15 protein-coding genes are annotated in these 15,180 nt (G+C 43.8%); 6 read left to right on the forward strand and 9 right to left on the reverse strand.

What is annotated here, in order from left to right; genetic code table 11:
* Positions 1 to 37 precede the first annotated feature (37 nt).
* The 4 genes from H6F98_RS11700 to H6F98_RS11715 form a co-directional block, all read right to left on the reverse strand.
* A complete protein-coding gene (locus tag H6F98_RS11700; RefSeq protein ID WP_192218865.1) occupies positions 38 to 997 on the reverse strand; it encodes a lysylphosphatidylglycerol synthase transmembrane domain-containing protein in 960 nt (319 codons plus the stop codon).
* A 105-nt stretch (positions 998 to 1,102) separates the two neighbouring features.
* Positions 1,103 to 2,695: a hypothetical protein gene (locus tag H6F98_RS11705; protein WP_192218866.1), complete on the reverse strand. Its 1,593-nt coding sequence runs from the start codon at positions 2,693 to 2,695 to the stop codon at positions 1,103 to 1,105.
* Between the two features lie 55 nt (positions 2,696 to 2,750).
* Positions 2,751 to 4,538: a hypothetical protein gene (locus H6F98_RS11710; protein ID WP_192218867.1), complete on the reverse strand. Its 1,788-nt coding sequence runs from the start codon at positions 4,536 to 4,538 to the stop codon at positions 2,751 to 2,753.
* A gap of 36 nt (positions 4,539 to 4,574) precedes the next feature.
* On the reverse strand, positions 4,575 to 5,561 hold the full coding sequence (locus H6F98_RS11715; RefSeq protein WP_192218868.1) for a glycosyltransferase family 2 protein: 987 nt from the start codon (positions 5,559 to 5,561) through the stop codon (positions 4,575 to 4,577).
* A 680-nt stretch (positions 5,562 to 6,241) separates the two neighbouring features.
* Here H6F98_RS11715 and H6F98_RS11720 point away from each other — a divergent pair.
* Together H6F98_RS11720 and H6F98_RS11725 are read left to right on the forward strand one after the other, a co-directional pair.
* The gene (locus H6F98_RS11720) at positions 6,242 to 7,699 is read left to right on the forward strand and encodes a hypothetical protein (protein ID WP_192218869.1); all 1,458 of its coding nucleotides are present in this window, start codon (positions 6,242 to 6,244) and stop codon (positions 7,697 to 7,699) included.
* A gap of 82 nt (positions 7,700 to 7,781) precedes the next feature.
* Positions 7,782 to 8,687 carry a hypothetical protein gene (locus H6F98_RS11725; RefSeq protein ID WP_192218870.1) on the forward strand — a complete coding sequence of 302 codons (906 nt, stop codon included), beginning with the start codon at positions 7,782 to 7,784 and terminating at the stop codon, positions 8,685 to 8,687.
* Between the two features lie 14 nt (positions 8,688 to 8,701).
* Here H6F98_RS11725 and H6F98_RS11730 read toward each other — a convergent pair whose 3' ends face one another.
* From H6F98_RS11730 to H6F98_RS11740, 3 genes are all read right to left on the reverse strand, one after another.
* Positions 8,702 to 9,250 carry a DUF3172 domain-containing protein gene (locus H6F98_RS11730; protein WP_192218871.1) on the reverse strand — a complete coding sequence of 183 codons (549 nt, stop codon included), beginning with the start codon at positions 9,248 to 9,250 and terminating at the stop codon, positions 8,702 to 8,704.
* A gap of 179 nt (positions 9,251 to 9,429) precedes the next feature.
* Complete coding sequence (locus H6F98_RS11735; protein WP_192218872.1) at positions 9,430 to 10,164, reverse strand: DUF928 domain-containing protein; 735 nt, start codon at positions 10,162 to 10,164, stop codon at positions 9,430 to 9,432.
* A gap of 370 nt (positions 10,165 to 10,534) precedes the next feature.
* Complete coding sequence (locus tag H6F98_RS11740) at positions 10,535 to 11,500, reverse strand: homogentisate phytyltransferase (protein WP_192218873.1); 966 nt, start codon at positions 11,498 to 11,500, stop codon at positions 10,535 to 10,537.
* Positions 11,501 to 11,616: 116 nt separating this feature from the next.
* Here H6F98_RS11740 and H6F98_RS34040 point away from each other — a divergent pair, with 116 nt between their 5' ends.
* The 3 genes from H6F98_RS34040 to H6F98_RS11750 are packed head-to-tail and all read left to right on the forward strand — an operon-like array spanning position 11,617 to position 13,687.
* Complete coding sequence (locus H6F98_RS34040) at positions 11,617 to 11,751, forward strand: hypothetical protein (RefSeq protein ID WP_277927569.1); 135 nt, start codon at positions 11,617 to 11,619, stop codon at positions 11,749 to 11,751.
* A gap of 41 nt (positions 11,752 to 11,792) precedes the next feature.
* Entirely contained in the window at positions 11,793 to 12,176 is a 384-nt protein-coding gene (locus H6F98_RS34440) for a DUF6887 family protein (RefSeq protein WP_313929846.1), read from the forward strand.
* Positions 12,177 to 12,214: 38 nt separating this feature from the next.
* A complete protein-coding gene (locus tag H6F98_RS11750; protein ID WP_192218875.1) occupies positions 12,215 to 13,687 on the forward strand; it encodes a DUF6399 domain-containing protein in 1,473 nt (490 codons plus the stop codon).
* A 200-nt stretch (positions 13,688 to 13,887) separates the two neighbouring features.
* Here H6F98_RS11750 and H6F98_RS11755 read toward each other — a convergent pair whose 3' ends face one another.
* On the reverse strand, positions 13,888 to 14,091 hold the full coding sequence (locus H6F98_RS11755) for a DNA-binding transcriptional regulator (protein ID WP_192218876.1): 204 nt from the start codon (positions 14,089 to 14,091) through the stop codon (positions 13,888 to 13,890).
* A gap of 380 nt (positions 14,092 to 14,471) precedes the next feature.
* Here H6F98_RS11755 and H6F98_RS11760 point away from each other — a divergent pair, with 380 nt between their 5' ends.
* On the forward strand, positions 14,472 to 14,762 hold the full coding sequence (locus H6F98_RS11760; RefSeq protein WP_242058495.1) for a hypothetical protein: 291 nt from the start codon (positions 14,472 to 14,474) through the stop codon (positions 14,760 to 14,762).
* Here the strand turns inward: H6F98_RS11760 and H6F98_RS11765 are convergent.
* The gene (locus H6F98_RS11765; RefSeq protein ID WP_192218877.1) at positions 14,752 to 15,141 is read right to left on the reverse strand and encodes a hypothetical protein; all 390 of its coding nucleotides are present in this window, start codon (positions 15,139 to 15,141) and stop codon (positions 14,752 to 14,754) included. The genes H6F98_RS11760 and H6F98_RS11765 overlap by 11 nt on opposite strands.
* Between the last annotated feature and the right edge of the window lie 39 nt (positions 15,142 to 15,180).

The following is a 15,180-nucleotide window of genomic DNA, read 5'->3' on the forward strand; positions in this document are numbered from 1 at the left end:
AAGGCTTATTTCACCACTTCTACCACCTTATGAAAATTCAGATGCGATCGCGTTGTTGCCGTAAGTCACGCACAGTTGACAAGTACTGCCCAAGAAAAGGTAAGCCGCCAATTGCCGGAAGCAAGTAACGAGACGTACAAAGTAAGCCTAAAGCAGCAGCAGTTGGTGCAGCAAAATAGGGTTGGTAAAACAAAATCAACGCGGCATCACGAGTGCCAACACCAGCAAACGTCAGTGGCAGCAATCCCGCAAGAATCGCTAGCGGTGAGAGAGCAAGATTTGCTAAAAATGGTGTCCAAGCTTTGAGGGCAAGAATAAAAAACCAAATTTGCAGTAAGTGCAAAAACCAGATAAAGATTGAGGTGGCAGTAATTTTTAATAACTGTCCTTTGTCACGCCAGAAGTATTCATGCATTTCCCCCCAGGAAGTCTGCAACTTTTCCAGCTTAGAGCGAAGTTTCTTGGGAGCAAACTTTTTTGTAACCAAGAAAAATAGATGTGCAAATTTACGAGAACTTAGAAGGAATACTCCAATAACTAGACCTAAAATTACACTAACTGTCATTATCCAAAACAGTGCATCTTTTTGGGGATAAAGCAATAACCCAAACACACACCATAACAGTAGTGATAGCAAATCACAGGATTTTTCAAATACAACTAGCGATAAAGATAGCGTCCCATCTAAATGACCTCGTTGCTTCATAAAATAGGCTTTGGCAATATCTCCCATCTTGGAAGGCAACACCATATTCAGTACACTAGCTGCCAAAATGAGACGAGTTGCCTCACCAAATCCTAATTGTGAACCTGTCGGCATCAATTGTTGTAGTCGCCAAGCTGTGAATAAAGTCAGTGGGACTACCATGCCAAGACTGATTACCATCCACCAGCCATTGCAATTTTTGAAAACTTCGATAAGTCCAGGGAAATCAATCTTCGAGTAAATGACGGCTAGGATAACCAGGCTAACAATGATGGAAATTAGTCGTTTCATTGAGTAGGAATTGGGAATTGGGACAATGGGCTGTAGGTGATGGTCAAGAAACCTTCATATCACCTAGTACTTCATCACTATTCTCTAAGGCTCAATTTTTTATTCTTAAAGATACCGCTCTATTTTCAACGATTCACTAGGAGCAAGTTTTTTGACTTCAGGTGTGAGGTCAAGCCAAGGTTGTAATTGCCCTCGCTGAAAGGTGCGACTCATGACGACATAAATTGATGTTTGGTCACAGCCAATGCCAGCACTAATCACACCTTCCCAAGACTGTGCTTGTAATTCGTCTATAACGTGCCATTTTCCATCTTCCCAAGACAAACGTCGGCGGAAAGAATAGGGTGAAGCTTTCTTGCCAGTAATTAGGACTTTTTGTAATAACTTGCGGATTAAATTTGGAAAAAAGCGTCCAACGGTTAACATGACAACCCGTAGAATTAGTAAGTTGGCAGGTGTCATTTGCTTTTGTTTCGCCCATCCCAATTGACCTTGGATAGCAATTTCGTTTTCAGTAACATTGACTTGATAAGTGTCAACCAGATGAGCAACAGCGTTTTTGACCTTACCACCTTCCAGCACTTGCAGCGAAAATTGAGTATCAGATGCAATCAGTTGATTACCGCGAAATAGCTTAAAAACACCGCCTTTATTCAGTGCTAAATAAAGTTCGATGTCCTGGCGGCGGTCAATGAGGATTTTGGCTTCCTTGAACCAAACGCGACCTGTAGGACGTAGTGTAGGCTTGGGTCTATCTTCAACAAAATCTCGCCAAGTTAGGAGATAATTCCAGGTATGGTGACCAATAATGTGGTCATCAGCGTAACAAGGTGCAAGACCATTTGCGAGTCCGACTAAAAAGCGATCGCTTATTTCCAACGCCTCCGGCATCCACTGCCCAACAAGTTCAAACCCGTGGGGAAAGAAATTGTAAGTATTGCGACTGGTGTACTCGCCACCATACGACCCATCGGGATGCACAAATTCAGCCGCTAATTCTACCGCTTTAATTAAGGCTTCCTTCAAGCGTGGATCGGGTCTTAGTTGATAAATCCTCGCTAAACAGGAAATCGTTAAGGTATGGTAACCAGGGTCACAACCCTCGTATTCTTGAAACCAACCTTCAGGATTTTGCCAGGACAATACCCTTTCCAAACGCTGTACCCGCGCTTTATCCCACTTAGAAGTTTGCAACAGCTTGGACAGGAGTTCTAAGCACAGAACAATTAAAGCTTGGTGATTAGTCAGGCGTCCACTTTCATTGTGATGCGCTAACCAATCTGCCCGACGTTCAAAAAATCTTAGGGCAGTTGAATTATTAAGTCCCAGTTGGGTGTAACTCTCAATGCACGCCAGCAAGGAAAATGCCGCTGCACCACCAGCCCGTTCAAAGGGAAAATAATCATCACAAGACCCATCCGGATGACCACTCTTCGCCGCATAGAGAATGCCTGCTTCTACCCAATCTCGAATGATTGGCTGTTGGTAAAATGGATTGTCTGGCACATCAGTCTCGTAAGCCAAAGCAAGGGGCCAGACAAATTCCTGCGACATGCCACTGGGGAAGTCGATAATTTTGTATTGCCAGAAGTTGCGGTCAAAGCAGCCATAGGTAGGGCTGTGGGCATTGCGGTCAAGCAACGTTAAGATTTTGGGGATTTGAGCTAATGCTTCACGGGCGAATAGGTCTTTACTCATGAAAGGCTTAGTTTAAATGCAAAGTGTTGAGGTAAGGCGTGGCTTGAATTCTCGCTCAATTTAGTGCAATTTTGTAGTTAGCTTTATCTTGTTTTTTTATACATTCTGCACTCAATACAAGGAATTTTTGAGTCTTGAAGGCAGAACAAGTTTCTACTAAGCCTGCTAACGTTGGCGTAATTTCTTGTTCGAGTCTTGCTTGGGCTTCTGCTGCGGCAGGTTGAAACTGTTTAATCCAACGATTTTTATCAATGTAATTTACTTCAAATGCTTGTTTTTCTAGTAACCAGAAATTGATGTTGTATTTTTGAATAAAGCTTTGTAATCCGGCTAAATTTGGGCTGTATTGAGCTTGGATGAGGTGAATGACTCGCTGACGGAATTGACTATAGTAGCCAGTATGGTAAGGGATTCCATATTCTGGGCTGACTAAGACGGAACGCTGAGAAAATGTTGGCAGGTTATCCGCTTCTTCAGCTAGGGAGGCAATAAGGGTATCTTTAGGTTGTTGGGCGAAAAACTGATAAAGGGCTGGTACTTCACCGACTTTATATTGTGTTCTTGGGAAATTTTTTATTAAGCTTGGATACAGTGCTAAAACTATCGCTAGTAATAGAGTTGTTCCAAGTGCAAGAACTTGTCTTTTTTGCCATCTTGGTTGTCTTTGCTGTTGCGCCCAATACAACAGGGCATCTAACATGAGGGTTAATGCGATCGCCGCCGATAGCGCTAGCACAATTTGCAAGCTATGTTGTGTATAACGGCTCGGTAGATGGAGCTTGAATAGCAAAGCATGAGCTGCAAAAAATAGACCAATTGATGCGATAATTAGCTGAATTAAAACGATACTTTCGTTACTCAGTTGCCTTACTAAGGGGAATCTAGAAGGATATCGCAGCAATATTGGTAACAATAAACTAGCACTAAGGGTTACTGGAGTAAGTAGCATTTCTGGAAATATGCCACTGCGCCCTCCCAACCAAAACCTCCAAGGATTATCACGGAAAAAGCTTGCTCGTCCCTTTGACCAAAATTCTGGTAGTGTCTTCGCTTCAGCTACACTAATCACTGGTTCAAATTGAGACGTTGTTAGGGCAAAGGGTAAGAGTACAAGTATCGCTACTCCTAAACCAGCCGCACAGAACCGATAATCACTTCGGTGCCGAGAAAATCTGATTTCCCCCTGTTCCCAGCGCAATAAGCGTAGTACTAGAACTCCCACCGAGATGAAAACGCACTGAGGGTAAAAAAGACCCTGCAAAGCAATTACAGCCATACAAGGGAGTAAGAAATCAGTTAAACACGATCGCTTCCTATCTTGCTGCAATAAATAGTACAAGAAGGCAAGAAGTAGTGGATAGATAAATGCTCTAGGAGTGGCTGAAACTAAGTCTTCTTTGCACCAAAGATTTTGGTTTAATACTAGAGAAGCAATAAAACCTGCCATTGGGACAGGTAAAATTTCTAAGCAAACACCAAAACAGTACCCAGTCGTTACTAAATCCAGGACAACTGGCAAGAACTTACTAAAAAGAATTGGGTCAATACCTATAGCTGCAAATAACTGATATAGAGTGGTATAACCCCAAGGAGCAACAGATTGAAAATAATCAGCAATTAAATCATTCGGGAACAACTCAGAGTCTAAAAACCGACGCATCCAAAATACGTGCTGTCGTGCATCATCCTGCACAACATATTCACTACTGAAGGCTTGTTGCAGCCACATAGTGCTATAAACCGCTGCAAAAGCCAGACTTAAACTAAACCAAAAGATGACTTGTGACTTGGAGGCTTTTGGGACTGGAGTGGTGAGAAATTGGCGTAAGTATCGGCTCAGCATAGCACCCGTGGTGTTTATAAAGCGATCGCATGATTTCTACCGCTTCACTAACTTCGTGGAGGAGTACTCCTTCACGTTTTGAGAATCAACTTCAAGTCGGCGGAGTCTTAGCTGGACATCTTCTAGCATCTTACGATTCACTGCCATTAAATCAGCGACTAACCCAAACATCCACAATTGAAAACCAATCAAAATGAGAATTGCCGCCAAAATCAGACTCGGAACATGAGCTTTTGGAGTACCACTCAAGAACAAGATTAACCAGCGAACACCAAGCAGCGAACCTAAACTAAAAGGAATCGTACCCAAGATTACAAAGAATCTCAAGGGCTTATAGGTCATGAAGATTCGCAGGATTGTCAAAAGCGATCGCTTTACATAAGATGGGATACTCTTGACTAAACGCGAAGGTCGTAAATACCGATTAGTTCGGATTGGCACAGATGTAATGACCATGCCTTTTTGTCCGGCTTGAATAATAGTTTCTAAGGTATAGGTATATTCATTAAATACATTTAACCGTAGCGCTGCCTCACGACTGATTGCTCGGAAGCCACTAGGCGCATCGAGAATCTTTGTATTACTAGCCATCCGCACAACCAAACTACCTAACTTTTGTAGGAACTTTTTCGTAGGAGAAAAATGCTTGATTTGTTGAATTGGTCGTGCGCCAACAACAATCTCAGCCCTACCCGATAAAATCGGTTCAATTAGTTTTGGAATATCATCAGCACAATACTGATTATCGGCATCGGTATTAACAATAATATCAGCGTTAGCTTTCAAACAAGCTTCTATTCCCGCCATGAAGGCTTTCGCAAGTCCCTGATTATGTTCAAAATTGACGATGTGATCAACACCGTGAGCTTGAGCCACTTCCACGGTTTTATCAATGCTGCCATCGTTGATAATCAACCACTCTACAGTATCTACACCTGGCAGCTCACGCGGGAGTTCAGAAAGGGTAACTTCCAGGCTTCCTTCTTCGTTGTAACAGGGGATTTGGATGATGAGTTTCGTCAAGTCACTTTACTCCAATTCAAGATTTAAGAGGGATATCAATGGGTGGATTATATTGAAATTCACGATTCACTAAGCATTGTTGAGTCCAATTTTGGTAGGCTTCCCCTAAGCGGCTCTCAACTAGCCGCGAACTGAGTCAATTTAACCATCAAACCGATTACCTTGAGTGTGTGATGTATGGATTATCTTTAGGTTGGTGCCAATGAAGGGGGTAAAGCGCCAGACCTACAAACCAGCTCCTTTACCTTTACCTTAAAAGTTTACTTTTGTCAAAATATGTTTTCAAAGATTTTTGAAAACATAAGCAACTGAAGTAAGCTAAAACACTTTTTAAAGTGTCTGTCTGTGGTATTCAGAGAATAATGTTCCCTAATTTGATGTTTGGTAAAACTGTGAACAAATCTTCCAGTTTTTTTTCGAGCTGCATCTACTCTTGGAAAGGTATCAGTAGCTGGCTGAGTAAGAGAGAAAATTTCTTTTTTGTGCTACTGATAGTTATTCATCTATTGCCGATCTGGTTTTTTAATTACTTTCCTTCACAAGATGGACCGGCACACCTTCACAGTGCTAGCGTTCTCCGTGGGTATTATTTCCCTGAACATTCTGCTTTCAGGGAGTATTATTTACTCAACAAAAACCTTACTCCAAACTGGTTTACCCATCTTTCCTTAGCAGGACTGATGTATATTGTGCCACCACTTATTGCCCAGAAGCTTCTCTTGAGTGGCTATATCATCCTCTTGCCCATCTCAATCCGCTATGCGCTGTACGCGGTTCGTCCAGATGCAGTATTTCTTGCATTTCTGGCGTTTCCGTTTATTTACAACTATGTGCTTCACATGGGCTTTTACAACTTCTCGTACAGCATGGCGATGTTTTTTTTTGTCGTTGGTTACTGGCTGAAGCACCAGAACCACTTCACGTTTCGTAGGGTAATTACCTTAAGTGTTCTCTCACTATTGCTCTACTTCTGCCATTTATTCTCGTTGGTAACGGCGTATATAGCGATCGCATTTTTAACGGTATGGTTGACGATTCTCGAGCTCGCGCCACAGGTACGTCAGCAGAAATTTAATTGGCGATCATTTGCTCAAGTGCTGCGTATGCGAGTACTTGTACCACTCTGTGCATTTTTGCCGACACTCATCCTTGTTGTGATGTTTCTCGCTCGGAAGTCAACAGTCAACTCCGACATTGACACGTCTAGATTGACTTGGAAACATATATTTTATCTGCTTAGCCTCCACTCACTCGTCTCCTTTCAGAAACCGGAGTTTTTGTTATCCATAGCGCTAGCAGGTTTGTTTGCAGCGACTTGTTTATATGTTCTCATCACCAAACTAGCTCATCGTCAGATAAATGTCTGGGATGGCTTTCTCTTGGTTGTTGTTGCCTACGTCCTCATGTACTGTATTGCACCCGATAAGATGTCTGGCGGCGGTAATATCAAGCAGCGACTGCTGTTTTATCCGTTTTTTATCCTAATTCTCTGGTTTGGGGCGCAGTCGTACCACTGGATTGTCAAGCAAAGAATCCAGCTAGTTGCTGTGGCAATTACTTTAATGCTGCTTGGAGTCCACACAATACAGTATGCAGAGCTGAACAGCTACTTAGAAGAGTACGTCTCAGGTATGCACCTGATTGAGCCAAATACGACTCTTCTCCCTCTCTCCTTCTCCAATACTGGACACGCGCCCGACGGAAAGGTTCTATCACGCCGGGTTAAACCTTTTTGGCACGTTTCGGGATACATTGCGGCACAAAAACACGTTGTTGTTCTCAATAATTACCAAGCGGCGTTAGACTATTTCCCAATTGCTTACCGTTCTGAGACTAGCCCCTTTCTACATATTGGTATCGAGAATTATCCGAGCAAAGGTAACTGGGGGATCGAAGCTGAGCCTCCTAGGGTAGACTTCCTCAACTATCCCCAACGGACAGGAGGACATGTAGATTATGTGCTGATTTGGCAAGTCCTTGAGGGACATCGTACTCTTGAAAACACGAAGTCTATCTTCAAACAACTAGAGGAGGGATACGATCTCATTTACACCTCTCCACAAAGGGGATTGATGCAGTTATACCGTCGTAAGGATTGGGGTAGGAAAACGGAGGAAGTTGGGGGTTCTGAACTGTAGCATCCCAGTTGATAGCCACCAGATTGCTTTAGGATTGTTCTGAACCTAGATAAGGTTCCAACTTTCACTAGGAGCGAGAGCAATGTGGCAAGACAATTGGACGCAAGGATGTTGGCATAGTAGTAGACCAAAAAAAGGTGTGGGATATCGCTTTCAGAGGCTGGGAACGTTCAGCGTTGTCAGCGTGGCAATGATTATCGCGATGTCTTCTGTGAGACAAACTAGTGCGATCACCTTTCCTTTAAAAGAGCAGTTGCCTAACGCCTCAACATCTCTGGCACAAACACCTATACCTTCTCTAACCCTACCCCCGGCGATCTTTCCGACAAATCAAGCCCCCGGCGTTAGCGTTCCTCCCCTGCAACAACCGATTCCTGCTGAAACCCTTCCAGCCGTTACACCTGCTCAACCACCTGAGCTTCCACCCGCAAATGTATCTCCTACTCCTAATTCATCCCCAGTTATTGAATTTGGTCAGCCATTGCCAGAGAAAACAACATCGACTGAACCAGCATTTATACCTCAAAGCGGCATACCAACCCTTGAGCCAGCAGCCGCTTTTATGTCGCAGGAGTCAACGGAGACTGATGTAAATCCAGAAATTCTATTACCCAGTGGCACTCAGCTAAGTCTGCGCTATCCCGGCGAAAAGGTTCTCAATCTTCAAGCCTATCAGTTACGGCAGGAAGTGTTGCTACTTCAGGAGGACTTGCGCGATCGCAATAATCAAGTCATTGCCTCGGCTGGGACACCAGTTATTGGATACTTTGAAACGAGTAGTACAGGCAGTCGCTTCATTGCAAAAGCAATAGTACTCCGTGGAAGTAATCTTCCCTTTGAAGCTCAATCCGATAATCTCGAAGTCACTCCTCCTGAAGAAACTACCACCAACCAGAGTCTTCGCCAACCGGGTACAACAATTCAGCCAGGTCAAATTTTACAAGTTCAGCTACAGTCCGATTGGCGTTTCTCAGCGATTAGTAATTAAGGTAATTCCTTGGCTTAGAAATCCTCTGTTTCTGGTCGTGGACCAACTGTGCCAGGTTGATTGAAGAAGGTATTACCCGCGTCATTGTTTTGATAGATGCAGGCAATTTTTGGTGAACCTTCTAATGCCCCAGTGAAGCCAAACGTATTCATGCGGTTCTTACATTCGCGCACCTGCTCAGAGGTAACGAGTTTCCTTTGCTCCAGAATTGACCAGTTGTTCTTACGCAAGACACAGCCCGGTTGCATATTAGGCTGGGTAACGTAGACGCTAAAGGGACTCATCGTCACATAGACACGCATATCTGTAACCATCGCACTTGCTCCATACTGAACACAAAGCTCAGCATTTGGTGCACTGCGGTCGATGGCTTCACGGGTTACCAAATTCTGTGGGTTTGAACTCGCTGTGGAAGCAAACGCAATGCCTATCCCAACCCCCAGCGCCAGGACGGCACCCAAAATTGCCATGTAAGTGAAGTTGAAATCAAATAAAGGGGGTTTGGAAGCTGGGGCTTTTTCTCTAGGACTAGGAATAGTTGTGGATCTGGATTTACGTTTCATCGTTAGCTTACGTCAACTTTAGGAGAATTAGCAGGGAGTAGTTTCAACTGCCCTCCTTATCCCAGTATGCCTATAGATATCTTATTCTGGTTAGGGAAAACGGGAAGGTTTAAAGGGAAAGGAATAAATTTTCCTTATTCCCTACCGCTATTGCTTTGGCACACCAGAAGGCGCAATCCCTAATATTTTGCTAAGCGTTGCTGTGCTTGCATTGGGATGCCAGTTACCCCTGCCTGCTCAAGTAGTACTAGGAAATCTTCTCGGATAGATGAGTTAGTGGAGTAAGACGCTTGGGCAGCAATGAGCGTGTCGATCGCATCGTACCAAAGTCCAGCTTCAGCATAGGCTAAGGCGCGATCGCGTTCTGTTGTCGCTGTTGCTAGCTGTTGCTCTAGTGCTGGCGTACTAGGCACACGCTTAATCCAACTTTGAGCAAAGGTGTCGTTAGAGCGTCGATCTGCATTACAAATTAAGGTTACAGACCAACGGTACTCTTTGCCAGGAACGAGTTCCGGCAGATTCTTTGGCATTTCTAGCTGAACAATACCAGCCTTTTGTAGCTGTAGCTGTTTTACAAAGATTGGCTCGGCAACGCCTGATTCCACTAAGGCAAATTCCAAAGGTTCCGATGGCACAGTGGAGACATACCAAGAGAACGTTGGATGACCTGACAAGGTTTCTGCTGTGTGGTCGTTGGGAACAACTAGTGCTAGTTCCACCGCCTGAGACCCAGTACAGCCTCGCGAACCTGCTCCTTGGGTTCGTCTGGGCATTCCCCGCTGAGGCGGGACATAACTAAAATTTGCTTGGGTTTGTGCAGGAATTGCTAAAGCAGGGCTTGTTAATAGGTTTAAGCTACCATCTAGCCAACTGGTCACTGGCATCAAGACGATTGATGCAGTCGCTGTGACCACACTTATCAATAGGCGGAAATTCACCATGATAGTAGGCGCAGTATTTAAAGTTTTTTAATATTCAGTAGAGCGCCCTGATTTCTCTAAAACTTAATGAAATGTACACGAGCAATAGTAAGTATGTACTTATCTATTACTACCCTTTAAGAATAAGAGAATCTTTAGGAAGAGACCTCTCTATTTAGAGAGAGAAACTGCCTAAATATTTCTTAAAACTTATACTTTTCATTAAACATTGGTGATGGAAGTAGTGAATAGGAGCGAAGCGTAGTCGGGTGAAGGCAGAAATCTCAGGAGCTACAACTAGAGTGAGAATTGCAATTTATTAAATCACGTTCCTTAAGGATAAATCCCCAAGATTGTTATTCTGTCAAGCTAAAAGACAAGCTACTGGAAAGATGAGATATTCCAGGAAGAAGAGTTTCCAGATGAATTGGTAAAACTGCGCGATCGCACTTTTATCCTGCAAATCAACACTGAGGCTACGCCACCACAGTAAACCTAACGCCAGTAGGTTCGTAACCACCAGAAAAATTGGGTTCACCGAAGGTAGGATTAGTAACGCGGCAAGTATCATAGCCAGGTAGCATACCGTAATTACCCAACGGGCAAGGTTAAAGACAACTGGCTTACCGAGCTGGATCGTAAACGTGGTGATGTTGTACTGTTTATCGCCTTCCATATCGGGGATGTCCTTGAAAATCGCGATCGCAAACGTAAAGACCACAATAAACAGCGTTAATGCCCAAACTGGTGCAGGTGGAAAAACAACATTCCCAGATAGACGGTCACTAAAGTGCAAAAACAGCCCTAAATTAACAATTGCGCCCCGCACAGTGTAAATACAAAAACTAGCCCAGAAAGGAAATCGCTTCAAGCGTATTGGCGGCAAAGAATAAGCTGTTCCTAGCGCTAAACTGATGCTCACCATTAAGAGCAACCACAAACCGAGTAATCCTGCTAATAGCAAGGCTAAGATGCCAAGAATCCCTACAATCAGTTGAGCTTGTCGCCTCGAAAACTCACCTGCCGCAATAGGGAGATGCGGTTTATTAATCCGGTCAATCTCCACATCTTCTAATTGATTCAGCCCGACAATATAAACGTTGCCGCACAAGCAAGCAATCCAAGCGCCCACTAATTGCTCTAAACTCACTACTGTGAAGTGGCTGCCAGTAGTGGCTATGGCAATCACATACAAGGCAAAAACACTTAAGCTGGTGCCGATAATCGTGTGAGGACGCGAGAATTTCCAAAAGGAATAGAGCCATTCAGCTGGCTGCTTAAACGGGGTGATTTGGGAACGGGTTGACGTTTGGGGAGAAATCTGGCTCATTCTTGAGATTAAGACGGAATAGACCAGAAAGATCTTACTCCCTAGCTCCCCCTTCGCTCTAGCTAGGATTTTTAAGCGATGCTCTTAACGTTAGTGCAGTAGGAGGTGATCATCCGATGGATTCCCTGAATGGTCAGTATCGTGATGTCAATGTTAAGGAAGTTTTGTTGGCACAGGCTAGCGCCTCGCTTTGCTGCTTCGCACCATGCTTTGCAAACGCTAACGCTGGTGCCGAAGGCAATCGCACCTAAAGTTATACTGAATAGACATTCTTCACGACATAGGGAGTTTGATGCCTACCGACGCGCAACTGAGGTGTTTGTATCGAATTGGCTACCAGTTGACATATATGCTGTTTCAGCCCATCCACCTTATTTGCATCGACGGTCGAACTCAGAATTTATATATCTTGGCAGGGCAGAACGAGGAAATCGAGGCAAGAAATTACTCCAAGTGGAGAGGTGCTGTAATGAGTCAAGTTGACTACACGGCTATGTCTTACAAAGAGTTAAGGCGGTACTTTCTCAAGCATCGAGAAGATCAAGCTGCTTTTCAGGCTTATCTGTCAAGGCGTCGAGAGCGATCGCGCCCAGTCATTACAAGAGTTGATGACCCAGATTTCGATAACAAAATTCAAACAGCAATCCGTCAGCAACTAGCGGAGCATCGAAGTTAGCACAGTAGTAGCCTCTTAAGCTGAGGAAGGCTTTGTGTGTGATCGCATTCCACACACTAACAAGCGCGATCGCATTCCCCACACCAACAAGCGCGATGACATCCCCTCCCTCAGCCCGTCTATTAGTCTTTGCGGCAGTATTTGTGTTTGCTCTTGAGGCAGGTATTGGCTGTGAGAGATTATCGAAATTTTTCCATCTGTTGCGCCTGCAACAACATATTGGCGTATCTCCGAGTGCCCTACGTCAGTTAAGAACCCGCATGGAAGAGAAAATTCTAGAGTATCAACTACATGTTCAATCTCAATTGAAACAAGACGGTCGCGAAGTAGAACTTTGTGCGGCAGCCGATGAAAAGTTTTTTGACCAAGTTGTTCTAGTGATGCTGGATTTACCTTCCGGCTATATTTTAGTTGAGGAGTTAACAGAGAATCGACAGTATCCGACTTGGCAGCTTTCTACTCAACAAGCTCTACAAGACTTCGGCTTCAAGGTCAAGTATTTCGTGAGCGACCGAGCCAAAGCTTTAGTAAAACTCGCCCTAAATGACCTAGGATGTCCCAGCATTGCTGACTTATTCCATGCTCTGTTTGAATTAAGTAAGAGCCTGGGTTGGGAACTCAATTGTTTAGCTAGTCGAATTGAAAAGCAACTCCAACTTGCTCGCTCTAATCACCAGTCAACCGAGCTGATTAAACAATTAGAAACTGAACAATCTCTGTTGCAAAGCTCAAATCGAACTTACCAGGATTGTTCTCATCGTATCAGTACTTCTTTACATCCTTTTGCTCTAGCTGATAGTTCTCCTCAAAGCAGCCTTCAAGTTAAAACCCTTCTGTTGAGAGAGGTTGATCAGCTTAAAGCTTTAAAGCAAGCTCATCGCTTGAAAGACCAGCGCGATAGTATTAATAAGTTCGCACGCCAAGTTCAAGAGCTATCTGCTGTGGTAGATATTTGGTGGTCATGGATTGATGGCTGTTTAGGGTCATATCAACTTGAATCTTCTCGTTTAGATTGGATTAAAAAGCAGTTACTGCCTGCTGTTTACTGGCAACAACAGGTGCGACGAACTAAAACTGGAACTCTCAAAAGAACCTATCAGCTTGCTTATCAACAGGCATGGGAGGCTTTGATGCATCATCCAGCTACAGCCACCGTCAGTCATACTAATTTACAGCAATGGTTAAATTGGGCGAGTTGGATGGTGAGTAAATTCCAACGCAGTTCTTCTCCTGTGGAAGGTCGCAATGGTTATCTATCTCAGGTTTATCACAATCGTCGCGGCTTATCCTTAAGACGACTAAAAATCATGACACTCATCCATAATTTTCACATCAAGCGTTGTGATGGCACGACAGCAGCTGAGCGTTTATTTGGAAAAACATTTCCCGATCTATTCCAATGGGTTGTCTCTCAAATGGGAGAGCTACCAACACCTAGAAAGCCAAGAAAACCCCTTTTGGAAACAACAGTTGGTTTACCTACTGTCCCATCTGAATTTCACCTTTGTTAGCTTTAAAATCTTTTCAATGTATGAACTGGTTTCCAGTTCCCGGTTCTACCTGATGTAGCGGAAGGCTCTACTGGTTTCCTGCCTTTGATGGCATCACAATATCTTAATTTCTAGGGTCTGTCTGGTTTCTTAATTCGCGACCATGTGTCGCGAACTAAGCCCTCACTCCTTCTCGGCTTTTTTCTTAATCTTGTCCCGCCTTAAGTTGGTAGCCGCTCAATCAATCGTTTAATTTGAGGGAGCGAGAACCTAATTTGTCTTTCGCCTGTTTCGTGACGTCTGATTGTTCTGCTTGTTGTTCCTAGCTCAGTCGCTAATTCTTCCTGCGTCATTCCCAGTCGTTCGCGTAACTGTTTAAGAGTTGCCAATTCAGGGTTGCTATTTGAGTTTGTATCGTTTACCATTTTCCCCTAGTAACCGGACACTTGTTCCGGTGGTAGACAATAAAAATGACGGGGAAACTTTATTAGGAAGTCTCTACCCTTCCTGTTTCCCTGTCTTCTATGGGTAGTTTCTCACACGGAGCATGTTGCCCTCATGCTAAAGCATGGGGCTATACAAACTATGTCCGCCTACGCGGACTCAACGTTTTGCAAGGGTTTGAACCCGCGCTGGCGGGTTTCGTTTGTGTAGCCGCGATTTCAATCGCCTTGTGCGTCTAGTTTGAGAAAGCCTTCCATAGATAACAGGCGATTCCCTTCGGGATAGCTGCGCTTCACGCATTTTTGCATTTATCGCATTTTTGCAGATCGCCCTTTCTACAAATAATCACCCAAATCATACAATGAAACATTCTGAATGGCTTCGCCTCAAAACTGAGGGCGACAGGGTTGTTGCGTCTGTACGTGCCGATGGGTTCAACTGCCGCAAGCAACCGCGCCGCTTGTCTTGGTATCTTTGCAAAGGCTCCGTTTCTTACACCTTGACTTGGCTACCAGCGCCAGTGCGTGAATGGAGCTTGTTACCGAATGATGAGACTCCAGAGAGAGCGCAACTTTCAACCCAAATTCACTCTATTTTGCAGCATCGGGGTTGCGGTCGAGCAGCAGAACCATCTCCGCTTCCTAAGTATTGAAATGCTTTGTCGGAATTGTAGAATTTGTAATCATCCTTGTAGGGTTTTGTAACTTTAGGCGAATTTCATCAAGTACATTTATATAACCAGCTACCTGATATCGTTCTACAAGTACATGAACTCCGTTGTCATAAACATTTATTATTTCTGCCACTAAACCTCCACCAACTTGAGTAAGTTCCTCTCGAACTTCTTTGGTAGATTCTCTTACTAAAACTGCATCATACGTTTCTAAATTTGAGGGATTATCAACTGGCTCGATCCTAAAATTAGCGAAAGTATAAATCCTATGGTTATATTTGTAGTTGCCTAGGTTTGCCTCATTATTATGATGATACAAGGTCTTACAACCAGGCATTACTAAATTCAATAAATACATAAAGTTTGAAAAATTAATTCTACATTATAAAATTATGCT

It is taken from the genome of Microcoleus sp. FACHB-SPT15 (assembly GCF_014849525.1).
GTDB classification, from domain to species: domain Bacteria; phylum Cyanobacteriota; class Cyanobacteriia; order Cyanobacteriales; family Coleofasciculaceae; genus Symplocastrum; species Symplocastrum torsivum.